The organism is Salipiger sp., from assembly GCF_048261495.1.
In the GTDB taxonomy this organism is placed as follows: domain Bacteria; phylum Pseudomonadota; class Alphaproteobacteria; order Rhodobacterales; family Rhodobacteraceae; genus Salipiger.
The window spans coordinates 207,196-229,966 of the sequence record NZ_JBLXFX010000007.1 but is presented as its reverse complement, the minus strand read 5'-3'; the positions used below and the strand labels follow the sequence as shown (position 1 = coordinate 229,966).

22 protein-coding genes are annotated in these 22,771 nt (G+C 66.5%); 9 read left to right on the top strand and 13 right to left on the bottom strand.

What is annotated here, in order from left to right; all coding sequences use genetic code 11:
* Position 1 precedes the first annotated feature (1 nt).
* The 6 genes from ACN0RJ_RS15805 to coxB all read right to left on the bottom strand — a co-directional run bounded on the left by ACN0RJ_RS15805 (position 2) and on the right by coxB (position 4,345).
* Positions 2-679 (bottom strand): SURF1 family protein, encoded by a 678-nt coding sequence (locus ACN0RJ_RS15805; RefSeq protein WP_417719781.1) that lies wholly within the window; start codon positions 677-679, stop codon positions 2-4.
* A 204-nt stretch (positions 680-883) separates the two neighbouring features.
* Positions 884-1,684 carry a cytochrome c oxidase subunit 3 gene (locus ACN0RJ_RS15800; protein ID WP_417719780.1) on the bottom strand — a complete coding sequence of 267 codons (801 nt, stop codon included), beginning with the start codon at positions 1,682-1,684 and terminating at the stop codon, positions 884-886.
* Between the two features lie 25 nt (positions 1,685-1,709).
* Positions 1,710-2,294: a cytochrome c oxidase assembly protein gene (locus ACN0RJ_RS15795; RefSeq protein ID WP_417719779.1), complete on the bottom strand. Its 585-nt coding sequence runs from the start codon at positions 2,292-2,294 to the stop codon at positions 1,710-1,712.
* A complete protein-coding gene (locus ACN0RJ_RS15790; protein WP_417719778.1) occupies positions 2,284-2,457 on the bottom strand; it encodes a hypothetical protein in 174 nt (57 codons plus the stop codon). The genes ACN0RJ_RS15795 and ACN0RJ_RS15790 overlap by 11 nt, the downstream gene beginning before the upstream one ends.
* Complete coding sequence (gene cyoE / locus ACN0RJ_RS15785) at positions 2,454-3,395, bottom strand: heme o synthase (protein WP_417719777.1); 942 nt, start codon at positions 3,393-3,395, stop codon at positions 2,454-2,456. The genes ACN0RJ_RS15790 and cyoE overlap by 4 nt, the downstream gene beginning before the upstream one ends.
* Positions 3,396-3,466: 71 nt before the next feature.
* Positions 3,467-4,345, bottom strand: coding sequence for a cytochrome c oxidase subunit II (coxB, locus tag ACN0RJ_RS15780; RefSeq protein WP_417719776.1), 879 nt, complete (start codon positions 4,343-4,345; stop codon positions 3,467-3,469).
* Positions 4,346-4,534: 189 nt separating this feature from the next.
* Between coxB and tldD the strand changes: the two genes are divergently transcribed.
* From tldD to ACN0RJ_RS15745, 7 genes are all read left to right on the top strand, one after another.
* Positions 4,535-5,953, top strand: a complete 1,419-nt coding sequence (gene tldD / locus ACN0RJ_RS15775; protein ID WP_417719775.1) for a metalloprotease TldD — start codon at positions 4,535-4,537, stop codon at positions 5,951-5,953.
* A 255-nt stretch (positions 5,954-6,208) separates the two neighbouring features.
* Positions 6,209-7,381, top strand: a complete 1,173-nt coding sequence (gene dprA, locus ACN0RJ_RS15770) for a DNA-processing protein DprA (protein WP_417724904.1) — start codon at positions 6,209-6,211, stop codon at positions 7,379-7,381.
* A 131-nt stretch (positions 7,382-7,512) separates the two neighbouring features.
* A complete protein-coding gene (topA, locus tag ACN0RJ_RS15765; protein ID WP_417724854.1) occupies positions 7,513-10,245 on the top strand; it encodes a type I DNA topoisomerase in 2,733 nt (910 codons plus the stop codon).
* A 171-nt stretch (positions 10,246-10,416) separates the two neighbouring features.
* A complete protein-coding gene (locus ACN0RJ_RS15760) occupies positions 10,417-10,977 on the top strand; it encodes a L,D-transpeptidase (RefSeq protein WP_417719772.1) in 561 nt (186 codons plus the stop codon).
* Positions 10,978-11,091: 114 nt separating this feature from the next.
* Positions 11,092-11,796, top strand: a complete 705-nt coding sequence (locus tag ACN0RJ_RS15755) for a CoA transferase subunit A (RefSeq protein WP_417724853.1) — start codon at positions 11,092-11,094, stop codon at positions 11,794-11,796.
* Positions 11,796-12,023: a hypothetical protein gene (locus ACN0RJ_RS15750; protein ID WP_417724852.1), complete on the top strand. Its 228-nt coding sequence runs from the start codon at positions 11,796-11,798 to the stop codon at positions 12,021-12,023. Before ACN0RJ_RS15755 ends, ACN0RJ_RS15750 begins: the two co-directional genes overlap by 1 nt.
* The gene (locus tag ACN0RJ_RS15745) at positions 12,023-12,649 is read left to right on the top strand and encodes a CoA transferase subunit B (RefSeq protein WP_417724851.1); all 627 of its coding nucleotides are present in this window, start codon (positions 12,023-12,025) and stop codon (positions 12,647-12,649) included. The genes ACN0RJ_RS15750 and ACN0RJ_RS15745 overlap by 1 nt, the downstream gene beginning before the upstream one ends.
* A 213-nt stretch (positions 12,650-12,862) precedes the next feature.
* Here the strand turns inward: ACN0RJ_RS15745 and ACN0RJ_RS15740 are convergent, their stop codons facing one another.
* The 3 genes from ACN0RJ_RS15740 to ACN0RJ_RS15730 all read right to left on the bottom strand — a co-directional run bounded on the left by ACN0RJ_RS15740 (position 12,863) and on the right by ACN0RJ_RS15730 (position 16,245).
* Positions 12,863-13,576: a phasin gene (locus ACN0RJ_RS15740; RefSeq protein ID WP_417724850.1), complete on the bottom strand. Its 714-nt coding sequence runs from the start codon at positions 13,574-13,576 to the stop codon at positions 12,863-12,865.
* A gap of 290 nt (positions 13,577-13,866) precedes the next feature.
* Positions 13,867-14,316: a phasin family protein gene (locus ACN0RJ_RS15735; protein WP_417719768.1), complete on the bottom strand. Its 450-nt coding sequence runs from the start codon at positions 14,314-14,316 to the stop codon at positions 13,867-13,869.
* Positions 14,317-14,451: 135 nt separating this feature from the next.
* A complete protein-coding gene (locus ACN0RJ_RS15730; protein WP_417724903.1) occupies positions 14,452-16,245 on the bottom strand; it encodes a PHA/PHB synthase family protein in 1,794 nt (597 codons plus the stop codon).
* A gap of 167 nt (positions 16,246-16,412) precedes the next feature.
* On the opposite strand from ACN0RJ_RS15730, the gene phaZ reads away from it, so the two are divergent.
* Positions 16,413-17,678, top strand: coding sequence for a polyhydroxyalkanoate depolymerase (gene phaZ, locus ACN0RJ_RS15725; RefSeq protein ID WP_417719766.1), 1,266 nt, complete (start codon positions 16,413-16,415; stop codon positions 17,676-17,678).
* Between the two features lie 126 nt (positions 17,679-17,804).
* Here phaZ and ACN0RJ_RS15720 read toward each other — a convergent pair whose 3' ends face one another.
* From ACN0RJ_RS15720 to ACN0RJ_RS15705, 4 genes are all read right to left on the bottom strand, one after another.
* On the bottom strand, positions 17,805-18,344 hold the full coding sequence (locus ACN0RJ_RS15720; RefSeq protein ID WP_417719765.1) for an adenine phosphoribosyltransferase: 540 nt from the start codon (positions 18,342-18,344) through the stop codon (positions 17,805-17,807).
* Positions 18,345-18,361: 17 nt separating this feature from the next.
* Positions 18,362-18,982 (bottom strand): LysE family translocator, encoded by a 621-nt coding sequence (locus tag ACN0RJ_RS15715; RefSeq protein ID WP_417724849.1) that lies wholly within the window; start codon positions 18,980-18,982, stop codon positions 18,362-18,364.
* An 85-nt stretch (positions 18,983-19,067) separates the two neighbouring features.
* Positions 19,068-19,904 carry a peptidoglycan-binding domain-containing protein gene (locus tag ACN0RJ_RS15710; RefSeq protein ID WP_417724848.1) on the bottom strand — a complete coding sequence of 279 codons (837 nt, stop codon included), beginning with the start codon at positions 19,902-19,904 and terminating at the stop codon, positions 19,068-19,070.
* 76 nt (positions 19,905-19,980) lie between these two features.
* Entirely contained in the window at positions 19,981-20,853 is an 873-nt protein-coding gene (locus ACN0RJ_RS15705) for an S-methyl-5'-thioadenosine phosphorylase (protein ID WP_417724847.1), read from the bottom strand.
* Positions 20,854-21,131: 278 nt separating this feature from the next.
* Here ACN0RJ_RS15705 and ACN0RJ_RS15700 point away from each other — a divergent pair, with 278 nt between their 5' ends.
* Positions 21,132-22,754 (top strand): SulP family inorganic anion transporter, encoded by a 1,623-nt coding sequence (locus ACN0RJ_RS15700; RefSeq protein WP_417724846.1) that lies wholly within the window; start codon positions 21,132-21,134, stop codon positions 22,752-22,754.
* The last annotated feature ends 17 nt before the right edge of the window (positions 22,755-22,771 follow it).

Below are 22,771 nucleotides of genomic sequence, written 5' to 3'. Positions count from 1 at the left end.
CTCAGGCGTCCTTTGTCGTCAGTTGCCGCCGGATGTAGTAGGCGGTCATGCCCAGCCAGACAACCGCCAGCGAAAACCAGGTGATGGCGTATTGCAGGTGATCGTTCGGAATGCCGCCGGTGTCCACGGGAAGCGGGGTGATTTCGGCGTCGGGCGGGGTGATCTTGCGGGCGACCACCAGCAGCGGTTCGGTCTGCAGCGCCTCGGACATCGCGCCGATGTCGCGGGCGAACCAGATGTTGCCGGCGGTGTCGTTTTCCGGGGTCGATGTGTTGCGGTCGTCGGGCCAGTGCAGATTTCCGACGACCTCGGCCGCGCCGGTGGCGGGGAGGTGATCCTTGTTCCCGTCGCGCAGGAATCCCCGGTCGAGCAGGACGACCCGCCCGTCCGCGGTGCGGAAGGGCGACACGATCAGGTAGCCCGCGCCGACCTGCTTGCGGCTGACCAGCACGCGCAGCGCGCCGGGCAGGATCTCTCCGCTCAGCGCGACGGGCTGGTAGCGTTGTTCGGAGGGCGAGATCATCACCGGCAACGGCTGCGGGTCGCCGTGGATATGCGCCTCGATCTCGGCCAGCACGCCTTCTTTCCAGGCAAGGCGCTGCACCTGCCAGGTGCCGAGTCCCACGAGGATGCCGGCGCCGATCAGGCCGAAGAGAAGGGGGGCGAGGATGCGGGTCACGTGCGTGTCGGGGTCCGGTCTTGCTCGCGCGTTTCACCTCAGCGCGCCGGTCCGCTTTATCGCGGCAGGGTGGGGCGGTTCAAGGCGGGAATGTTCGGCAGCGGCGATGCCGCGGTGCGCATCCCCGTCCCGGACAAGGAAAAACGCCCGCCGGACCGGCGAGCGCTTCCTGCTTTCGGAACGGTGGGCGTTCCGGCAGCGGTGTCAGCCGCCCCAGACGTAGACGGCGGCGAAGAGAAAGAGCCACACCACGTCGACGAAGTGCCAGTACCATGCGGCGGCTTCGAAGCCGATGTGCTTGGTCGGGGTGAACTCTCCGTTCAGCAGGCGCAGCAGGCAGACGAAGAGGAAGATCGTCCCGATCAGCACGTGCGCGCCGTGGAAGCCCGTCGCCATGAAGAAGTTGGCGCCGTAGATGTTGCCGGAGAAGCCGAAGGCCGCGTGGCTGTATTCGTAGGCCTGGAAGAAGGTGAACAGCGCGCCGAGCACGATGGCGAGGATCAGGCCCCACTTCATGTCCTGGCGGTTGTTCTCGTGCACCAGGGCGTGGTGCGCCCAGGTGGCCGCCATGCCCGAGCAGAGCAGGATCATCGTGTTGATGAGCGGCAGGTGCCAGGGGTCGAAGGTCTCGATCCCGACGGGCGGCCAGGGGCCGTCGACGGCGGGGGATTGCGGACCCATCGGGTAGAGCGCGTGTTTGAAGAACGACCAGAACCAGGCGAAGAAGAACATCACCTCGGACATGATGAACAGGATGAAGCCGTATTTCAGGCCCAGCTGCACCACCGGGGTGTGGTCGCCCTCATGGCTTTCCTTGATCACTTCCGACCACCAGCCGAACATGACGTAGAGAACGCCAACGAGGCCGATGAGGAAGATCCAGGGGGTGATCCCCTTCATCCACAGAACTGCCCCGAAGAGCATGACGAAGCCGGAAGCCGCGCCGATCAAAGGCCAGATGGATGGGGCCAAGATGTGGTAGTCGTGTTCTTTTGCGTGCGCCATCTCGTTTCCCTCGTTGGATAGGCGTTCAGTTCACGGAACTTGCGTCCGCATTCTCGGCTTTGAGCGCGGCCTGCACGTCTTCGGGCAGGTCGATCTCGTAGAAAGTATAGCTGAGCGTGATGTGTTTGGTGAACTTCGCATCCGGATCGTTGACGATCTCGGGGTCGACATAGAAGCTCACCGGCATTTCCACCCGTTCGCCCGGCATCAGCACCTGCTCGGTGAAGCAGAAGCATTCGATCTTGTCGAAATAGGCGCCGGCCTCGTAGGGGTAGACGTTGTAGGCCGCCTGACCGGCGATCGGGCGGTCGGTGGGGTTGTAGGCCTCGTAGAAGGCCAGGCCCTCTTCGCCGATCTTCAGCGTCATCTCGGTCTGCATGGGCTTGAAGACCCAGGGGAAATCCCGGTTGACCGAGCCGTCGAAACGGATCTTCATCTCGCGGTCGAGGATCTCTCCCGCGGGGCCCTCGGCGATGTTGGTCGTGCCGCCGAAGCCGGTCACCCGGCAGAACCAGTTGTAGAAGGGCACCGACGCCCAGGCCATGGCGCCCATGAAGACGACCACGCCGACCAGAGTCAGAACCGTGTTGCGGTTTCCGTTACTGGCCATTTTCGACCTTTGCCCCCGCGAGGGCGGCCGCGTAGTCGCCCTGCGTGACCTTGACGACGGTCAGGCCGAAGATGATGACGATGAAGGCCGCAAGCACCAGCCCGACACCGGCGTTCCGGCCCTGGCGGCGTTTGTGCAGTTCGTGGATTCTCGCGATGCTCATGCCCAGCCTCCCATGCCGAAGCGGTCAAGCCCGGCCTCGATCAGGATCGCGCCGAAATGCGCGAAGAGATAGAGCAACGAAAGTTTGAAGAATTTCCGTTCGACCCTGAAATTGTCGGCCTCCGAGGCGGCCTCGTCGCGGCGGAAGATCGCCCAGGCGCCCTTGAGGAACAGCGCGTTCAGCACCACCGCCACGGCCAGGTAGACCGGGCCGCCGACCGAGGTGAAGCCGGTGCCGATGGCCAGCGCCGCCAGCAGTATCGTGTAGACCAGGATATGCACGCGGGTGGCACGGCGGCCGTGGGTCACGGTCAGCATCGGCACGCCCGCATCGTCGTAATCCGAGCGCATGAACAGCGCCAGCGCCCAGAAATGGGGCGGCGTCCACATGAAGGTCAGGCAGAACATCAGCACGGCCTCGACGCTGACCGATCCGGTCGCGGCGGCCCAGCCGATCATCGGGGGGAAGGCGCCCGCCGCACCGCCGATGACGATGTTCTGCGGGGTCAGGCGCTTGAGCCACATGGTGTAGATCACCACGTAGAAGAAGATCGTGAAGGCCAGGAGGCCGCCGGCCAGCCAGTTGGTGGCCAGTCCGAGGAAGACGCAGGAGAAGGCGGACAGCGCGAGGCCGATGGCCATCGCCTCGCCCGGTGCGACCCGGCCCGAGGGAATGGGGCGCCGTGCGGTGCGCTTCATCACCGCGTCGATATCCGCATCCCACCACATGTTGAGCGCGCCCGAGGCGCCACCGCCCACGGCGATGAACAGAATGGCGCAGAAGCCGATGAAGGGATGGACCGGGGTCGGTGCGGCCAGAAGGCCGACGAAGGCGGTGAAGACCACCAGCGTCATCACGCGCGGCTTCAGCAGGGCGAAATAATCGCCGAACTGCGCTTCGCCGTGCTGTACCTTGGCGTTTGTGCTGAGGTCTGTCATCGCGGTGTCTTCGGTCCTGAAAAGTCGGACGCGCACCCCGTCGTCGCGGGGTGCGCGGGTATCAAGGTCGCTCAGGAGTTGGCGAGGAACTGTTCGACGGGCACGTAGCCGCCTTCTTCCTGCGCCGCGGCGAGCCAGGCGTCATAGGCTTCCTGGCTGACCACCTTCACGGTGATCGGCATGTAGGCGTGGCTGATGCCGCAGAGTTCGGAGCACTGGCCGAAGTAGATGCCTTCGTCCTTGGCGTTGAACCAGAGTTCGGCGATCCGGCCGGGGACGGCGTCCTGTTTCACGCCGAAGGCGGGGATGGTCCAGGAGTGGATCACGTCCGCGCCCGTCACCTGCATCACGACGGTCTTGCCCGCGGGCACGATGATCGCGGTGTCGGTGGCGAGCAGCCATTCGTCCTTGGAATAGCCGGCGTCGATCAGTTGCTGTTCCACGTCCGCGGTCAGGCGGTTGTCGCCGCCCGTCGCGGGGGACCCGATGAGGTAGCCGTCATAGGCAATGTCCGTGCCCACGTATTCGTAGCCCCAGTACCACTGGTAGCCGGTCACCTTGATGACCACGTCGCCCTCGGGGATTTCCTGCTGCTTGAACAGCACCGGCAGGGAGAAGGCGCCGATGAACACCAGGATCAGCACCGGGATCAGCGTCCAGGCCACTTCGACGGGGGTGTTGTGGGTGAAGGAGGAGGGAGTGGGGTTCGTGCCGCGCTTGAAACGCACCAGCGCATAGGCCAGCAGGCCGATCACGAAGAGGCAGATCACCGTGATGATGATCAGAAGCATTCCGTCGAGCCAGTGAATGTCCGAGGCAAGCTCGGTCGCGGCATGCTGGAAGCCAATGCCACCCTGGTGCGGCTTGCCGATGATCTCCAGGTCCTGCGCCAGCGCGGGGGCGGCAAGCAGGCCGGACGCGAGGCCCGTCAGCATCGAAATCTTACGCATGTGTCACCTGATCCGGTTGTCTTTCTTGTTGTTGCGAGAGAGGGTCACGGACCGGACAAGCGTCCGGCGCGGCTCCTCCCCATACGGGTTCCGTACTTAAAAAACACAAACCGCGCACCAAATAAAGCTGAACGCTTGCGGCAAAACGGCGCTTTTTCTTGATCTAGATCAAATGACATGAGGAACACAATGAGCGATCTGCCCTTCCGCCCCTTTGAGACATCGCTCGATCCGGACGTGTCCCTTGCCCTGCTGCGCGAGGCGCTGGCCGGTGCGGAGGACGGAGAATTGTTCCTCGAACGCCGCCGCTCCGAGGCGCTGGTGCTGGATGACGGTCGAATCAGGACGGCGAGCTACGATGCCTCCGAGGGATTCGGTCTGCGCGCGGTGAAGGGCGAGGCGGCGGGCTATGCCCATTCCTCCGAGCTGTCCGAATCCGCCATCCGCCGCGCGACCGGCACCGTGCGCCTCGCCGTCGGCGAGGGCGGCGGGGTGATGGCGCCTCCGCCGCAGGGGACCAACGTCAAGCTCTATACCGATGCCGACCCGATCGCCGGCCATGCCTTTCCCGTGAAGGTCGAGACCCTGCGCGAGATGGACGCCTTTGCCCGCGATCTCGACCCGCGGGTGGTGCAGGTGACGGCGACCATCGCCGCCTCGCTGCAGGAGGTCGCGATCCTGCGCCCCGAGGGCACGCTCGTCACCGACGTGCGGCCGATGACCCGCGTCACCGTCTCGCTGATCGTCGAGGAGAACGGCCGCCGCGAGAGCGGCAGCGCCTCGGGCGGGGGGCGGGTGACGCTGGACGGGCTGCTCGAACCGCAGGACTGGCAGGGCAAGGCGCGCGAGGCGCTGCGCGTGGCGCTGGTGAACCTGCGTGCCGAAGCCGCGCCCGCCGGGGTCATGGACATCGTGCTCGGGCCGGGCTGGCCCGGTATCCTGCTGCACGAGGCGATCGGCCACGGGCTCGAGGGCGATTTCAACCGCAAGGGCTCGTCGGCCTTTGCCGGGCTGATGGGGCAGCAGATCGCGGCCCGGGGGGTCACGGTGCTGGACGACGGCACGATCCCGGACCGGCGCGGCTCGATCTCGGTGGATGACGAGGGCACGCCCTCGGCCAAGAACGTGCTGATCGAGGACGGCGTGCTGGTCGGCTACATGCAGGACCGCCAGAATGCCCGGCTGATGGGGGTCGCGCCCACCGGCAACGGGCGGCGGGAAAGCTATGCCCACATCCCGATGCCGCGCATGACCAATACCTACATGCTGGGTGGCTCGGTCGCGCCGGGGGACATCGTTGCCGATCTGAAGGACGGGATCTGGGCGGTCGGGTTCGGCGGCGGACAGGTGGACATCACCAACGGCAAGTTCGTGTTTTCCTGCACCGAGGCCTACCGGGTGAAGAACGGCGTCGTGGGCGCTCCGGTCAAGGGCGCCACGCTGATCGGCGACGGCGCGACGGCGCTGAAGCAGATCCGGGCACTGGGCAATGACATGGCGCTAGACCCCGGCATGGGGAACTGCGGCAAGCAGGGGCAGTGGGTGCCGGTCGGCGTGGGCCAGCCCACGGTGATGATCGGCGGACTGACCGTCGGCGGCTCGGCGTGACCCGCCCGGCCCGGAGGCGCGATTCTCCGGGCCGGGCCTCCTCCCGGCGCCGGCGCGCGCCGTGGGAGGTGCTCCGACCTCCCCCGAAATAGCGGGGTGCGGGGGCGGGGCTGCCGCGGCGCGGCATCGTCAGGCGCGCAATTTATCGTGTTATTGCAGCGAGATGTCAGATTTTCGCCGACCCCCCGTCCATGGTTTACCTCCGGTTAACTATCCTTGTCCTAAACATATTCCTGCAAGATGACGGGGCCAGGGATGACCGAGGACAGCTACAGCTACTCTTCCACTCACCCCCCACTCCCACCCACCACGGAAGACCATCGGTTTGACTGGCTTCGTCTCTTGCGCTCGCGCCGCGTCGGGATCTCGACCTTCTGGCGCCTCCTCTCCGAACATGGCACCGCTGCCGCCGCGCTCGCGGCTCTTCCTGACATCGCCGCATCCGCCGGGGTGTCGGGCTATCAGGTCTGCCCAAAAGGCGTGATCCATGCCGAACTGAAGGCCGCCCGCGCCGGAAGGGCGCGGATGATCTGCCGGGGGGAGGCCGCCTATCCCGCGCAACTTTCCGAGATTTCCGATCCGCCGCCGATCCTCTGGGTCACCGGCGATCCGCGCGCGCTGGCGCGGCCCATGGTGGCGCTTGTGGGCGCGCGCAACGCCTCCTCGCTCGGCACCCGCATGGCCAAGAGCCTTGCCCGCGGGTTGGGAGAGGCGGGCTACCTCGTCGTTTCGGGCCTCGCGCGCGGGATCGACACCGTCGCGCATCAGGCCGCGCTCGACACCGGGACGGCGGCGGTGCTCGCCGGCGGGGTCGATGTTCTCTATCCTTCGGAAAACACCCTGCTGGCCGAAGAGATGTGCCGCAAGGGCGGAGCGCTGATCTCGGAGATGCCGATGGGCATGCAGCCGCTCGCGCGTCATTTCCCGGCGCGCAACCGCATCGTGTCGGGGCTGTCCTCGGCCGTCGTGGTGGTCGAGGCGGCGGCGAAATCCGGCTCTCTCATCACCGCGCGCTGCGCGCTCGACCAGGGGCGCGACGTGCTGGCCGTGCCGGGGCACCCGCTCGACGCGCGGGCGGGGGGATGCAACATCCTCATCCGCGACGGTGCCCGTCTGGTACGCGATGCCGACGATGTGATCGAGGCGATCGGCCCCCTCGCCGCGCCCGCCGCCGCCGCCCCTCAGGCCGAACTGCCGCTCGACCCTCCGGCCGTCCCCGCGGCCCCCCCGCAGCGGCGCACGCTGGCGGAAACGGCGGCGCTCCACAGCCGCATCCTTGCCCGGCTCGGCCCTTCGCCCATTGCCGAAGACCAACTGATCCGCGACCTCGCCTGCCCGTCGGGAGAGGTGGCGCCCGTCCTCACCGATCTGGAGATGGAGGGCCGCGTCCGGCGCCGCCCCGGCGGACTGCTCACGCTGGTTCCCTGAGAGGCTCCGGCGCGCGCTGCCCGTGGTCACATTGACATTTCCCCCTTGCGCCCCACATGTTGCGCCGCCATACGGCGCCCGGTGCGCCAGAACCTAGCGCCCTGCGCAAGATCAAACGAGGTCCCGTCTAAATGCCAGTTGTTGTTGTCGAATCCCCGGCCAAGGCCAAGACGATCAACAAGTATCTGGGATCCGACTACACCGTTCTGGCAAGCTACGGCCACGTGCGCGACCTTCCGCCCAAGGACGGATCGGTCGACACCGACGACGATTTCGCCATGACCTGGGAAATCGGCGCCGACTCGCGCAAGCATGTGGCGGCCATCGCCGAGGCCCTGAAGACCGACAACGCGCTGATCCTCGCGACCGACCCCGACCGCGAGGGCGAGGCGATCTCGTGGCACCTCAAGGAGGCGCTGACCAAGCGGCGTTCGATCCGCAAGGACACGCCGGTCAGCCGCGTGACCTTCAACGCCATCACCAAGGCCGCCGTCACCGAGGCGATGGCCAACCCGCGCGACATCGACGCGCCGCTGGTCGAGGCCTACCTGGCCCGCCGCGCGCTCGACTACCTGGTGGGGTTCAACCTGTCTCCGGTGCTGTGGCGCAAGCTGCCCGGCGCGCGCAGCGCGGGGCGGGTGCAGTCGGTCTGCCTGCGTCTCATCGTCGAGCGCGAGATGGAGATCGAGGCCTTCCGCCCCCGTGAATACTGGCAGGTCAAGGCCCTGCTGACCACGCCGCGCGGCCAGGAATACGAGGCGCGGCTCACCGTGCTGGCGGGCAAGAAGCTCGAACGCTACGACATCGAGAACGCCACCCAGGCCGAGCTTGCCGTGCAGGCCGTCACCTCGCGCAAGCTGAAGGTGGCGAGCGTCGAGGCCAAGCCCTCGACCCGCAACCCGGCGGCGCCCTTCATGACCTCGACCCTCCAGCAGGAGGCGAGCCGCAAGTTCGGCATGGGCGCGCGGGTCTGCATGAGCGCGGCGCAGCGGCTCTATGAAGCCGGTCACATCACCTACATGCGGACCGACGGCATCGACATGGCGCCCGAGGCCGTGACCGCCTGCCGCGAGGCCATCGCCGACCGCTTCGGCAAGGAATACGTCCCCGGCAGCCCGCGCATCTACAAGAACAAGGCGAAGAACGCGCAGGAAGCCCACGAATGCGTGCGGCCGACCGACATGACCAAGGACGCGGCGAGCCTGAAGCTGCGCGAGGACGATCAGCGCAAGCTCTACGATCTGATCTGGAAGCGGACGCTGGCCTGCCAGATGGAAGCCGCCCGACTCGAACGCACCACGGTCGAGATCGCCAGCGACGACGGTCAGGTCGGCCTGCGCGCGACCGGGCAGGTCGTGCTGTTCGACGGGTTCCTCAAGATCTACGAGGAAGGCCGCGACGACGTCGCCGACGATGACGACAACCGCCTGCCGCAGATCATGCAGGGCGACCCGGCGGCCTTTGCCGGCTCCGGCCTGCGGGCGCAGTTCGACAAGGCGGCGGAACGCTCCGACGAGGTGGTCGAGACGGGCGCCGCGCCCGGCGGCATGCAGAAGCACCCGGCGGCGGTCCTGTCGGGCAACGGCGCGGTGCTGGCCACGCAGAGCCACACCCAGCCGCCGCCCCGCTACACCGAGGCGACGCTGGTCAAGAAGATGGAGGAGCTCGGCATCGGGCGCCCCTCGACCTATGCCAGCGTCATCACCACGATCCAGGACCGCGAATATGTCCGCAAGGAACAGAACCGCCTGATTCCCGAGGACAAGGGCCGGATCGTCACGATCTTCCTGCTGAATTTCTTCCGCAAGTACGTCGGCTACGATTTCACCGCCGAGCTCGAGAACGAGCTCGACGAGGTTTCGGCCGGGGACATGGACTACAAGGCCGTGCTGGCGAAGTTCTGGCGCGATTTCTCGGCGGCGATCTCGGAAACCTCCGAACTGCGCATCGCCGAGGTGCTCGACGTGCTCGACGAGGCGCTGGCCCCGCAGCTCTACCCCCCGCGCGAGGATGGCTCCGATCCCCGGATCTGCCCGCTTTGCGGCAATGGCAGCCTGCATCTCAAGACCTCGCGGTCCGGCGGCTTCGTGGGCTGTTCGAACTATCCCGAATGCCGCTACACGCGTCCCATCGGCGGCGATGCGGCCGAGGGTCAGGACCGGGTCCTGGGCGAGGACGAGAACGGCGAGGAGATCAGCCTGCGCACCGGCCGCTTCGGCCCCTACGTCCAGCGCGGCGAGGTCAGCGAAGAGAACAAGAAGCCCGACCGCGCCAGCCTTCCGAAGGGCTGGCAGGCCGACGAGATGACGCTGGAAAAGGCGCTGGTCCTGCTCAGCCTGCCGCGCCTGATCGGCGATCACCCCGAGGGCGGCGCGATCTCGTCGAATTTCGGACGCTTCGGGCCCTACCTGATGCACCAGCTTCCGGACGAGGCGAAGCCGGTCTATGCCAACCTCAAGGACCCGGCGGACGTGTTCGAGATCGGCATGAACCGCGCGGTGGAACTGCTGGCCGAGAAGCGTGCCAACCCCGGCGGACGGGGCAGGGCGGCCGCCAAGGCGCTGCGCGAGATGGGCGATCATCCCGACGGCGGCAAGATCTCCGTCATGGACGGGCGCTACGGCCCCTACGTGAAATGGGAAAAGGTCAACGCGACCCTGCCCAAGGACACGGAGCCGGCCGATCTCACGATGGAGCAGGCGCTGGCGCTGATCGCCGAGAAGGCGACGAAGGGCGGCAAGAAGAAGGCGGCTCCGAAAAAGGCCGCCGCCAAGAAGCCCGCTGCCAAGAAACCCGCCGCCAAGAAGCCCGCGGCGAAGAAGGCCACCGCGAAGAAGACGGCGCCGGACGACGGCGAGAGCTGATCCGTCCGGCTGCGCGGCGCCGGCTGCGGGCGCCCCGCGCGCCCGGCCGGCGGGCTTCCGCCCGGGATGCGTTGCACCGCTGCACAAATATCGAATTTCAAGAATACGTGATTGGAATGTCGCCGCGGTCTCGCTCAGGTTGCGGCCGAATCCGATGACAGGAGATCTTCCATGACCGACACCAGAATGACCCGACGCGGGCTGATCGGCGCCGCGGGCGCCGCCCTGACGCTGCCGCTGATTCCCGCCCGGGCGCGGGCGACGGTCAACCGCAACAACATCTCCAGCTTCGTCAGCCAGGAATGGCAGGACCATTTCGAGAATGTCGACGTGGTGACGCTGGTCGCGGACACCGGTTCGCGCGCCCTGCATTACTGGTCGGTCGGTGCGGCGGATTACCGGGTCTATCCGACCTCGGTGCCCAAGACCGACGAGCTGACCAAGCGCGGCTATACCGAGATCGTGCGCAAGAAGGTCGGCCCGACCTGGACCCCGACCGCCTCTCAGATGGAGCGTTTCCCCGACTGGCATCCGGTCGAGGGCGGCGCCCCGGACAATCCGCTGGGCACCCACGCGATGTACCTGAGCTGGCCCGCCTACATCATCCACGGCACCCACGACACCCGCAAGATCGGCCGGCCCAGCTCGGACGGGTGCATCGGCCTCTACAACGAGAAGATCGCGGAACTTTTCGAACTCTGCCCGATCGGCACGCAGGTGCGCGTCATCTGACCCGCGCCGCGAGGCCGGGACGAAGAGGGCGGCTCCCGCAGGGGGCCGCCTTCGTTGACTCTGATGCAGCGGCGCGGCACAACCAAGGGAACGATCTGTCCCAGGGAGAGCTTGATGAAGAAAGTGTACGGTTCGGCGGCGGAGGCACTCGACGGTCTCCTGCACGACGGAATGCTCATTGCGGCTGGGGGGTTCGGCCTGTGCGGCATCCCCGAGCTGCTGATCGACGCCATCGTCGAGAGCAAGGTCGGGAATCTGACCATCGCCTCGAACAACTGCGGGGTCGACGGCTTCGGTCTGGGCAAGCTGCTGGACACCAAGCAGATCAAGAAGATGATGTCCTCCTACGTGGGCGAGAATGCCGAGTTCATGCGCCAGTACCTGTCGGGCGAGCTCGAGCTCGAATTCAACCCGCAGGGCACGCTGGCCGAGCGCATGCGCGCCGGCGGCTGCGGCATCCCCGGTTTCTACACCAAGACCGGTGTGGGCACCGTCATCGCCGAGGGCAAGGAAGTGAAGAATTGGGGCGGGCAGGATTACATCCTGGAAGAGGGCATCTTTGCCGACCTCTCCATCGTCAAGGCCTGGAAGGCCGACGACACCGGCAACCTCGTGTTCCGCAAGACCGCCCGCAACTTCAACCCGCCCGCCGCCATGTGCGGCAAGATCTGCGTGGTGGAGGTCGAGGAGATCGTCCCGCGCGGCAGCATCGACCCGGATCACATCCACCTGCCCGGCATCTACGTGCACCGCATCATTCAGGGCGAGCACGAGAAGCGCATCGAACAGCGCACCACGCGCAAGCGGGAGGAAGCGTGATGTTTAGCTACGAAACAATTGTAGATGTCTTGAATGAAAATCCTGCTTCCGAAGTAGAAGTTGAACTCGAAGCTTTCGAAAATAGCAGCGTCGACTACACTGATGTTGCAAAGGCAACCGGTCGAAATTTCAGAATGATCGAGGCTGTCACTCCATCAGAAGACGGGGGGCTAGCGCTCTACGTGCGCAGGATCGTATTCGAACCAAATGTTGGAGGCGCAATCTAATGGGCTGGGATCGCAACCAGATGGCCGCACGGGCGGCGCAGGAACTCGAAGACGGGATGTACGTCAACCTCGGGATCGGCATCCCGACGCTGGTCGCCAACTACGTGGGCGACAAGGACATCACCCTGCAATCCGAGAACGGGATGCTCGGGATGGGCCCCTTCCCCTATGAGGGTGAGGAAGACCCGGACCTGATCAACGCCGGCAAGCAGACCATCACCGAACTGGCGCGGACCTCGTATTTCGACAGCGCCACCAGCTTCGGCATGATCCGCGGCGGCAAGATCGCGGCGGCGATCCTCGGCGCGATGGAGGTCGACGAGAAGGGCGATCTGGCGAACTGGATGATCCCGGGCAAGCTGGTCAAGGGCATGGGCGGGGCGATGGACCTCGTCGCCGGTGTGGGCAAGGTCATCGTGGTGATGGATCACACCAACAAGCACGGCGAAAGCAAGGTGCTGAAGGAATGCACGCTGCCGCTGACCGGCAAGGCCGTGGTCAACCGGATCATCACCAATCTCGGCGTGCTGGACGTGGTCGAGGGCGGTCTGAAGATCGTCGAGACCGCCGATGGCGTGACCGAAGCCGAGCTGCGCGCCGCGACCGAGGCGACGATCGTCGGCTGATCCCGTCCGACGGAAATCAGGGGGCGCGTTCCGGCAGCGGGGCGCGCCCTTTCCTTTGCGCGGCGGACAGGCGCCCGACGGCCGCCATCGTGCCGCAAGGGACCCATCCTGCGCTTGCCTGCCGGGAGGCGATCCGGCGGGACGGTTTCTCGAAACGAAAAAAGGGCCGCGCGGGCGGCCCTTGATCGTGTTTCCCGGCGTTGGCCTGCGGCCTCAGCTTTCCGACGTGGTGTTCGGAGTTTCCGGCGCGGTCTGGTCGACGGCCGGTGCGGGCTCGACCGGCGCGGAGGGTGCGGCCGCCGCGGGGGCGGGTGCCGGAGCGGGCGCCGGAGTCGGCTTGGGTGCCGGGGTCGGTGCCGGAGCTTCCTTGACCGCCTCTTCGACAACGGCCTTGGTCGCGGCCGCGGTCTTGCGGGTGGTCGTCGCGGCCTTGCGGGTGGCGGTGGTCGCCTTGCGAGTCGCGGTGGTCGCGGCCTTGGCGGTGGTCGTCGCGGCTTCGGCGGCGGCGGTCTCGGTGGCCTTGGCCATGGTCCGGGTCGCTGCCGTCATGTCGTCGGCAAAACCCTTGCCCGCGCTCATGAACAGCTCGACGGTTTCCATCTGCGCGGTCTTGGCCACTTCGGCATAGGCGGCAATGTGCTCGGAGGCGCGCTCGGCCTGGGAGGTGGCGAAGTCGGTCAGGATCTTGGCGTAGTCCTGCGGCTCGGCCTTGGCCTTGCTCAGATCCGACAGGCCCGCCAGCGTTTCCATCGTCCAGGCGGTGGAAATGTCGGTCGAGCGGGTCGCAGCGTCGATGCCGATGCCGGACATCTTCTCGGCCAGCGTCGTGGAGGACTTGAAGGCTTCGTCCATGGCGCTGGTGTCGATCGTCGGGAAAGCCCCGAACATGTCTTTCATCATTGCGGTGAAATCCTGGCTGGTGGCCATAGGTCTTCTCCCTCAGGGTCTGGTGAGTGCAGCGGGACAGCCCCGCCGCGAAATGCTCTGATGTCCCATGTGTCGCTGCGTTGCGGCGGGGACAAGGGACCTGGTGTCGCGGGCGCGGAACTCCGCCTGCGGGGGCGGGGCGCGTCCGCGCCTCCCCGCGAAGGCAACGCGGGGCCGGGGTTTAAAAAAGGGCGGGCCCACGGAGGAGCCCGCCCCACGTCATTGCGCCAAAAGATTGGGAGGAGAGGGGCGCAATGTCCGGTGCATCACCCCGTAAGGGGCGATGGCGATCACTTGGCAGTTGCCGCTTTCTTGGCAGCTGCGGTCATGTCGTCGGTGGCCTTCTTGACGGCGGCGGTGGCGTCTTCGGAGAAGTCCTTGCCGGCTGCCATCATCAGTTCCACGGTGTCCATCTGGACCTTCTTCGCGATCTCGGCGAAGGCGGCCATGTTCTCGGCGGCGACTTCGGCCTGTGCAGAGGCGAAATCGGTGATCGCCTTGGCGTAGTCTGCCGGCTCTTTCTTGACCTTCGACATGTCGGCGATCTTGGCGAGGGTGTCCTTGGTCCACTTTGCGGACAGCTCGGTCGATTTCTCGGCGGCTTCCAGAGCGACGGAGGACAGTTTCTCGTTCAGGGTCGCGGTGGTCTTGAACGCTTCGTCCATGGCTTTGGTGTCCACGGGGAATGCGCCCATCATGTCTTTCATCATCGCGGTGAAGTCTTGGGTCTTGGCGGCCATTTCTGAATTCCTGTCTGTCTTACCCCGGCGAGCCCACCTCGCCGTATTTCCGGGTTGCAACAAATATGCATGCTGCACCGCAGCATTTCAAGTGAAATTTCTGCGGCGCAGCATGATTTTCGTAACAGACTGATTTTACTGATTGGCCTTTACGCGCACGTAGGTGCCGGGCGCGGGGGCGAGCACCGGATGGGACGAATCACCCGGTTGTCTGGCCGCCACCTTTTTCCCGGAACGCTTGCGCAGCCAGGCTTCCCACACCGGCCACCAGGAGCCTTCGTGGTAGTCCGCCGTCTTCTGCCACTCGTCCGCGGGCAGGGTCAGGTCGGGGTTGAGATAGTGGCCGTACTTCCTCTTGTTCGGCGGATTGACGATGCCCGCGATGTGCCCGGATTCCGACAGGACGAAGGTCTTGGACCGCGCGCCCATCTTCTGCACGCCGCGGAAGCAGTCCTTCCAGGCGGCGATGTGATCGGTTTCCGCGGTGATCGAGATCAGCGGAATGTCCACGTCCCTGAGGTTCAGCGTCTCGCCCATCAGCTCGAAGGTGCCGTCCGAGAACTTGTTGTCCTGGCAGAGGCCGCGCAGGTACTGCACCGCCATGCGCCCCGGCAGGTTGGCGCCGTCGCCGTTCCAGTAGAGCAGGTCGAAGGCGGGGGGCGTTTCCCCCATCATGTAGGATTTGATCGCCGGCGTGTAGATCAGGTCGGTGGAGCGCAGGTAGGAAAAGGTCCGCGCCATGATGAAGCTCTTCAGCAGGCCGGTGGCGTTCACCTCGGCCTCGATCCCGTCGATGAAGTCGTTCTGCAGGAAGGGCGTGAACTCGCCCTGGTCGGAAAAGTCGGTGAGCGCGGTGAAGAAGGTCGCCGAATTGACCTGCTTGTCGCCCCGCTTCTTCAGCAGCGACAGCGTGAGGGCGAGGGTCGTCCCCGCGATGCAGTAGCCGACGGCATTGATCTTCTCGGTGCCGCAGATCTCGCGGGCGAGGCGCAGGGCGGTGAGGTAGCCGTCCTCGATGTAATCCTCGAGTCCGATGTCGCGGTAGCTTTCGTCCGGATTGATCCAGCTCACCACGAAGAGGGTGTATCCCTGATCGACGATCCAGCGGATCAGGCTGTTCTCGGGCTTGAGGTCGAGAATGTAGAACTTGTTGATCCAGGGCGGGAACAGCACGATCGGCGTCTCGTGCACCTTTTCGGTGGTGGGCGAATACTGGATCAGCTCCATCATCCGGTTGCGCCAGACCACCGCGCCTTCGGCGGTGGCGATGTTCTCGCCGATGGTGAAGGCCTTGTCGTCGGCCAGCCGCACGATCAGTTCGCCGTTGTTGGCCTCGAGATCGGCGACGAGGTTCTCCATCCCCTTCACCAGGCTCGCGCCCTCGGTCTCGACCGCCTTCTGAAGCGCATCCGGGTTGGTGGCAAAGAAATTGGTCGGGGCCATCATGTCGGTGATCTGCTGCGCGAAGTAGCGCAGGCGGCGCTTTTCGGTCGGTTCGAGATCCTCGATATCCTCGACCGCGTCGCGGATCGCGTCGGAGCTGATCTGGTATTGCTGCTTGATGAAATTGAAATAGGGGTGGCTGTCCCAGAGCGGGTTCTTGAAGCGGCGGTCCTTGGGGCCGGTATCCTCGGGCGGGGCGAGCTTTCCGGCGGCCAGCGCCTGCTGGGCCTCCATGAAATGTCCGAGCGATTTTCCCCAATATCCCACCTGGTTCTCAAAGACCTTGGCGGGGTTCTGCGCCCATTCCTGCCAATAGGCCTGCATGGCCTTGGCATAGAGCGTGGGCTCGGGTCCGTGCAGGGCGGGGTTGATCGGTTTGCGCCGCGCGATGGCATCCACGAGGCGCTGAGTGAGCTCTTCGACACGAGCGAGATTGGCCTCGAGCTTGTGACGATCGGTCTCCGGCAAGGTCTCATTTGTTGTCATTGCCACGAATCCCCCCTATCTTCTTCTTCACTTTACCTTATATGTCGCGCATTCCGGGGGCAAAGTGATGAAGTGCCCGCCGGGGTGGCGTTCGGGAGGTTCATGTGTCGGGAGGGGCACGCGGGCGACCCGATCAACGCGAATGTGCATAGCAGGAGTACCGGTCCATGCGTTACATGGCGACCTACGATCTGATGGAAACCCTCCGAAACACGAACCAGTGGCTTGGCGCGACCGCGCGTACCATGGCGTCGTACCCGGCCTTTGCGGCCATTCCCAACCCGATGATCAGCCTGATGGCGGCCTGGGGCGAGGTGACGGAACGCACCTTCGAGCGGATGTCGGCCAAACCCGACTGGGGCATCCGCAGCATTGCCTGCGATGACGGCAAGGACCATCTCGTCCATATTCGCACCGTGGTGGAGCGCCCCTTCGGCGACCTGATCCACTTCGACGTGGCAGAGCGCGACACCAAGGCGCGCAAGATCCTGCTGGTGGCACCGATGTCGGGCCACTACGCGACGCTGCTGCGTTCGACCGTGATCTCGCTGATCCCCGATGCCGAGGTCTATGTGACCGACTGGCACAACGCGCGCGACATTCCGGTGTCGGCGGGCAAGTTCGATATCGAGGATTACACCCTCTATCTCATGGAATTCATGCGCGAGATGGGCCCCGACACCAACGTGATCGCGGTCTGCCAGCCGGCGCCGCTGACGCTGGCGGCGACGGCCTACCTGGCCGAGCTCGACCCGGATGCGCAGCCGCGCACCCTGACGCTGATCGGCGGGCCGATCGACCCCGACGCGACCCCGACCGACGTGACCGACTTCGGCCGCCGGGTGACCATGGGCCAGCTCGAAGAGACGATGATCCAGCGCGTCGGGTTCAAATCCGCCGGCGTCGGGCGGCTGGTCTATCCGGGCCTGCTGCAGCTGTCGTCCTTCATGTCGATGAACGCGGAGCGCCATTCCAAGGCCTTCACCGAGCAGATCATGCGGGTCAGCCGCGGCGAGGCGTCGGATCACGACGCGCACAACCGCTTTTACGACGAATACCTCGCGGTGATGGACATGCCGGCCGAATTCTACCTCTCGACGGTGGAGCGGATCTTCAAGAACGGCGAGATCGCCCGGAACGCCTTCGTGGTCGACGGCCACAGGGTCGATATCGGCAAGATCACCGATGTCGCGGTGAAGACGGTCGAGGGCGCGAAGGACGACATTTCCGCCCCCGGTCAATGCGTCGCGGCGCTGGGTCTCTGCACCGGGCTGCCGGACGAGATGAAGGCGGCGCACCTGGAGCCGGGCGCGGGTCACTACGGGATCTTCGCGGGCAGGAGCTGGCGCAACAACATCCGCCCGCTGGTGCTCGAATTCATCGACGCCAATGCCGGGACGGAGCGCAAGTCCTCCAAGGCCAACGCCGCCTGATCCGGCGGAGCGGCCCTTCGGGGCCGCGCAGGGCCGTCGCTGCCCGCCTTCGGCGGGCGGCTCCACGCCTCTGGCCGGCCTGACGCGCCCGGGCTGCCTCTGCGGCCTTGGCTTGGCGGGGCGGGATCAGTGCCCCTCGAAGGCGCAGAGGGCGTGCACGTCCATACCCATCGCCAGCAGTCGGTCACGGCCGCCCAGTTCGGGCAGGTCGACGATGAAGGCGCAACCGACGATCTCTCCCCCCAGCCGCTCGATCAGGGTGATGCCCGCTTCGGCGGTGCCGCCGGTCGCCAGCAGGTCGTCGATCAGCAGCACCCGTTCCCCCGGCCTGATGGCGTCGTCGTGGATCTCGACCACCGCCTCGCCGTATTCCAGCGTATAGGCCTGCGAGATCGTGGCGCCGGGGAGCTTGCCCTTCTTGCGGATCGGCACGAAGCCGACCGAAAGCTGGTGCGCGATGGCGCCGCCGAGGATGAAGCCGCGCGCCTCGAGCCCGACCACCTTGTCGACCCGGATGCCCGCGTAGGGGTGCAGAAGCTGGTCGATCGCCATGCGGAACCCGCGCGGGTCGGCGAACAGCGTGGTGACATCGCGGAAGACGATGCCGTCGTGCGGAAAGTCGACGATGGCGCGGATGTAGTCCCGTACCTGTTTCTGCTCGGTCACGGCGCGCTCCTTCCGGGTCAGTTGCGGCGCAGGGTGGCGGTCAGCACGCCCATGCCGATCAGCGCCACCCCGCCGCCGCGGGTGAGCCCGGTCAGCACCCGGGGCCGGGCGATCATCCGGCGCAGCCGGTCCGCGGCCAGCGCATAGGCCAGGGCGTTCAGCGCGGCGAGCGTGACGAAGGTGGCGACGAGGATGGCGAACTGCACCAGCAGCGGTCGCGTCGGGTCGAGGAACTGCGGCGCGAAGGCGATGAAGAAGGCGATGCTCTTGGGGTTGAGCGCGGTCACGGCGGCGGCGTGGCCGAAGACGCCGCGGGCGCTCACGTCGGCGGCCGGGGCGGCCAGCCCCCCGCTCGGGGCGGAGCGCAGCAGTTTCACTCCGAGCCAGACCAGGTACAGTGCCCCGGCCCATTTCAGCACCGTGAACAGCGTCGCCGAGGCCAGCACCAGCGCCCCGAGCCCCGCCAGCGACAGGGTCATCGCGGTGAGATCCCCCAGCGCCACCCCCGCCGCCGAGGCCAGCGCCACCGACCGGCCCTTGGACAGCGCGTAGGACAGCACCAGCAGCACGGTCGGCCCCGGAATGAGCAGAAGCGCCGTGGAGGCCGCGACGAAGGTGAGCCAAAGGTCGAAGGACATGAAACGGGACCCCGCGCGCAAGCTGTGGCGGCGGGGAAAGGCCCCCGCCGGAGCACTCTAGGACAGGTTTCCGCCGGGGAAAAGCTCAGTTCAGGCGGGCCGCCTGCACATGCATCCAGTCCCGGTTGCGGCTGCGCCCGAGCGAGACCCAGCCCTCGGCCTCCCAGATGGACCAGAAGGGCAGATAGTCCGGCTTGGCAAAGCGCGCCCGGTCGGCGCCCCAGGGCAGCTTGTTGTTCTCGTCGTCGAAATCGTAGGCGATGCCCCAGGCATGCATCGACCATTGCGTCGCGCTGCCGCGCTTCAGCCGGGGATGGTAGTCGCCGCTGAAGATGTCGAGCCCGAGCCGCGCGATGGCGTCGCCGCCGTAGTGCCGCATGATCTCGGCCAGGATGCGCCCGAGGCTGGCGGCGGTCCTTTCGTGCGCCCAGAGAAAGCTGCGCCGCTCGGATTTGTTCCAGGCCAGCTTGAAGGTGTAGGGCGAGGCGACCTTGACCAGCTTCGGGGGCGGGCGGCTCCAGTCGGCGGCGCCGTGCGGGCCGTAGAAGGCGGTGACGCCGGATTCCGCCGGCCAGCCGTTCGGATTGTCGGCAGAGGGCGCGATGTCGCGCCAGGCGGGCACGCTGCCGGTCTCCAGAAACTGCGCGAGAGCCCAGTCGGCATGGTCGGTCTGCGGCCCCCACCAGCCGTCGATCGGTCCGGCGTCGATGCCCTTGGACAGGCAGAAGTGCTGGTAGAACCCGATGGTCTGCCGCTTTTCCGACCAGTCGGGCCAGTCGGCGGGAACCCCGGTGGCCAGCGCGGTCAGCGCCAGCCGCACGGCGGCATGGGTGTTGTCGCCCCGCACGCCGTCGATCTCGTCATGGTAGTGGCCGAGTTCTGCGAGGCGGGTCTGTATGCGTCGAATCGTGTCGCGGTCCATTTGAAAATCTCCATGTCAAAATGCTCGTATAGGGAGATTATCACGCCGCCATTTCCCGGCATAGAATCGGTTGCGGTCAGAGCACCCGTCCCGCCACCGCGTCGAGGCGGGCCAGTACCGCCGGGTCGCGCCGGTCGGGCGCGGTAAGCAGGGCGTGGTCCAGCGCCCGGTCGCAGCCGTGCGGGCAGGGCGCGCGCTCGCCCCCGAGAAGGTAGGGCAGGCGCGACAGCAGCCCGCGCGCCTTGTCGGCATTGCCGGTCAGGATGCGGACGATGTCGCTGATCTCGACCGCGCCGTGATCGGGATGCCAGCTGTCGTAATCGGTGACCATGGCGACGGAGGCATAGCAGAGCTCCGCCTCGCGGGCGAGCTTGGCTTCGGGCATGTTGGTCATGCCGATGACATCGGCGCCCCAGCTTTCGCGGTACATGCGGGATTCGGCCAGGGTCGAGAATTGCGGCCCCTCCATCGCCAGGTAGGTGCCGCCGTCATGCACGGTGATCCCGGCATCGCGCGCCGCCGCGAGGCAGGCCGCGCCGAGACGCGGGCAGGTCGGATGCGCGACCGAGACATGCGCGACGCAGCCGGTGCCGAAGAAGCTTTTCTCGCGCGCGAAGGTGCGGTCGATGAACTGGTCGACGATGACGAACTCTCCGGGGGCCATCTCTTCGCGGAACGAGCCGCAGGCCGAGACCGAGATCACGTCGGTCACGCCCAGCCGCTTCAGCGCGTCGATGTTGGCGCGGTAGGGGACTTCGGTCGGGGAATGCACGTGGCCGCGCCCGTGGCGGGGCAGAAAGGCCATGGCCACGCCGTCGAGCACCCCGGTCAGGATCTGGTCCGAGGGCGCACCCCAGGGGGTTTCCACGCTCACCAGGGTCCGGTCTTCGAGCGTGTCGAGATCGTAGAGTCCCGAACCGCCGATCACCCCTATCATCGTTGCCGTCATGCCGTCCGCTCCTGTCCTTTTGTCCGACCCTGCACCCGGCCGCGCGGGAAGAAAAGCCGGTTCCGCCCCTGCCCGCCGCGTCCTGCCGGGCAGGGGACACCAGGCCGGAACGCGGCGGGGTTGCCACCTCCGCGCCGGAGCGCGCGCCGGTCGGGCCGGCGGCGCAACGGCCGTCCGGGTGCTGCCGGGGCGGGTAATTTTGCGCTGACGGGTGGCCTTTCGTGCGGCATTGCCGTATCCGCGGGGCGCGCGCAGCACTTACAGACAGGATTACCACGATGGCCAAGGCCCTGCTGGCACGGTACGCCAGACGCATTTCCATGCCCGATCTCAGCATCCACCCCACCGGGCGGCTGACCCCGGGACAGGTGAAGACGGATGTCCTGTCCGGCCTGACCGTTGCGCTGGCGCTGGTCCCCGAGGCGGTGGCCTTTGCCTTTGTCGCGGGGGTCCACCCGCTGGTGGGGCTCTACGCGGCCTTCCTCGTCGGCCTGGTGACGGCGGTTCTGGGCGGGCGACCGGGCATGATCTCGGGCGCGACCGGCGCGCTTGCGGTGGTCATGGTGGCGCTGGTCGCGGATCATGGCGTCGAATATCTGTTTGCGACCGTCGTCCTGATGGGGGCCCTGCAGGTCTTTGCGGGGGCGATGCACTGGGGCAAGTTCATCCGGCTGGTGCCGCATCCGGTGATGCTGGGGTTCGTCAACGGGCTCGCCATCGTGATCTTCCTCGCGCAGATGTCGCAGTTCAAGGTGCCGGGTACGATGACCGAACCGGGGCTGACCTCGGGCGAGTGGCTGTCGGGCATGCAGATGGTCATCATGCTGGGCCTCGTGGGGCTGACCATGGCGATCGTCTGGCTGCTGCCGAAGGTGTCGCGGATCGTTCCCGCGCCGCTGGCCGGCATCGCGGTGACGGCGGCCATCGTGATCGTCTTCGGGCTGGATGTGCCGCGGGTCGGGGACATGGCCTCGATCAAGGGCGGCTTTCCGGCCTTCCACATTCCGATGGTGCCGCTCAACCTCGAAACCCTGCAGATCATCGCCCCCTACGCGGTGATCCTCGCGGCGATCGGGCTGATCGAGTCGTTGCTGACGCTGAACCTCGTCGGAGAGATGACGGGCCAGCGCGGCGGTGCCTCGCAGGAGTGCATCGCGCAGGGCTGCGCCAACCTGCTGACCGGCTTCTTCGGCGGCATGGGCGGCTGCGCGATGATCGGCCAGTCGATGATCAACGTGAAATCCGGCGGGCGCACGCGCATCGCGGGGATCGCGGCGGCGCTGTTCCTGCTGTCCTTCATCCTCTTCGCCTCGCCGCTGATCGAGCTCATCCCGCTGGCGGCGCTGGTCGGGGTGATGTTCATGGTGGTGATCGGCACCTTCGCCTGGAACTCCCTGCGCATCCTCGCGCGGGTGCCGCTGATCGACGCCTTCGTCATCGTGCTGGTGACCGTGGTCACCGTCTACGAGGACCTGGCCGTGGCGGTCGTCGTCGGGGTCATCGTTTCGGCCCTGGCCTATGCCTGGAACAACGCGCGGCGCATCCACGCCCGGACCTATGTCACGCCGGAAGGCGCGCGGGTCTACCAGATCCAGGGCCCGCTGTTCTTCGGGTCGAGCGAGGGCTTTACGGAGCTGTTCAAGGTCGACACCGACCCCCAGACCGTGATCGTGGATTTCGAGGGCAGCCGGGTCGTCGACCAGTCGGCGCTGCAGGCGATCGAGGCGGTGGCCGCCAAGTACGAGGCCGCGGGCAAGCGCATCCAACTGCGCCACCTGTCGCGCGACTGCCACCGGCTGTTGAACAAGGCCGGGCACCTGATGGTCGACAGCGACGACGATCCCGATTACGCGCTGGCGGTGGACTACAACGTGCGCACCGGGATCCTCGGCGGGCACTGAGCCTGCGGGCGCAGCAG

Bases quoted from the DNA above. Each gene is read 5' to 3' on its own strand.
- ACN0RJ_RS15700 (WP_417724846.1), top strand. From the start codon at position 21,132: ATGGCCAAGGCCCTGCTGGCACGGTACGCCAGACGCATTTCCATGCCC.
- cyoE (WP_417719777.1), bottom strand. From the start codon at position 3,395: ATGACAGACCTCAGCACAAACGCCAAGGTACAGCACGGCGAAGCGCAG.
- dprA (WP_417724904.1), top strand. From the start codon at position 6,209: ATGACCGAGGACAGCTACAGCTACTCTTCCACTCACCCCCCACTCCCA.
- ACN0RJ_RS15760 (WP_417719772.1), top strand. From the start codon at position 10,417: ATGACCGACACCAGAATGACCCGACGCGGGCTGATCGGCGCCGCGGGC.
- ACN0RJ_RS15750 (WP_417724852.1), top strand. From the start codon at position 11,796: ATGTTTAGCTACGAAACAATTGTAGATGTCTTGAATGAAAATCCTGCT.
- ACN0RJ_RS15755 (WP_417724853.1), top strand. From the start codon at position 11,092: ATGAAGAAAGTGTACGGTTCGGCGGCGGAGGCACTCGACGGTCTCCTG.
- ACN0RJ_RS15710 (WP_417724848.1), bottom strand. From the start codon at position 19,904: ATGGACCGCGACACGATTCGACGCATACAGACCCGCCTCGCAGAACTC.
- ACN0RJ_RS15740 (WP_417724850.1), bottom strand. From the start codon at position 13,576: ATGGCCACCAGCCAGGATTTCACCGCAATGATGAAAGACATGTTCGGG.
- ACN0RJ_RS15705 (WP_417724847.1), bottom strand. From the start codon at position 20,853: ATGACGGCAACGATGATAGGGGTGATCGGCGGTTCGGGACTCTACGAT.
- topA (WP_417724854.1), top strand. From the start codon at position 7,513: ATGCCAGTTGTTGTTGTCGAATCCCCGGCCAAGGCCAAGACGATCAAC.
- ACN0RJ_RS15730 (WP_417724903.1), bottom strand. From the start codon at position 16,245: ATGACAACAAATGAGACCTTGCCGGAGACCGATCGTCACAAGCTCGAG.
- coxB (WP_417719776.1), bottom strand. From the start codon at position 4,345: ATGCGTAAGATTTCGATGCTGACGGGCCTCGCGTCCGGCCTGCTTGCC.
- ACN0RJ_RS15790 (WP_417719778.1), bottom strand. From the start codon at position 2,457: ATGAGCATCGCGAGAATCCACGAACTGCACAAACGCCGCCAGGGCCGG.
- ACN0RJ_RS15735 (WP_417719768.1), bottom strand. From the start codon at position 14,316: ATGGCCGCCAAGACCCAAGACTTCACCGCGATGATGAAAGACATGATG.
- ACN0RJ_RS15795 (WP_417719779.1), bottom strand. From the start codon at position 2,294: ATGGCCAGTAACGGAAACCGCAACACGGTTCTGACTCTGGTCGGCGTG.
- tldD (WP_417719775.1), top strand. From the start codon at position 4,535: ATGAGCGATCTGCCCTTCCGCCCCTTTGAGACATCGCTCGATCCGGAC.
- ACN0RJ_RS15715 (WP_417724849.1), bottom strand. From the start codon at position 18,982: ATGTCCTTCGACCTTTGGCTCACCTTCGTCGCGGCCTCCACGGCGCTT.
- phaZ (WP_417719766.1), top strand. From the start codon at position 16,413: ATGCGTTACATGGCGACCTACGATCTGATGGAAACCCTCCGAAACACG.
- ACN0RJ_RS15800 (WP_417719780.1), bottom strand. From the start codon at position 1,684: ATGGCGCACGCAAAAGAACACGACTACCACATCTTGGCCCCATCCATC.
- ACN0RJ_RS15745 (WP_417724851.1), top strand. From the start codon at position 12,023: ATGGGCTGGGATCGCAACCAGATGGCCGCACGGGCGGCGCAGGAACTC.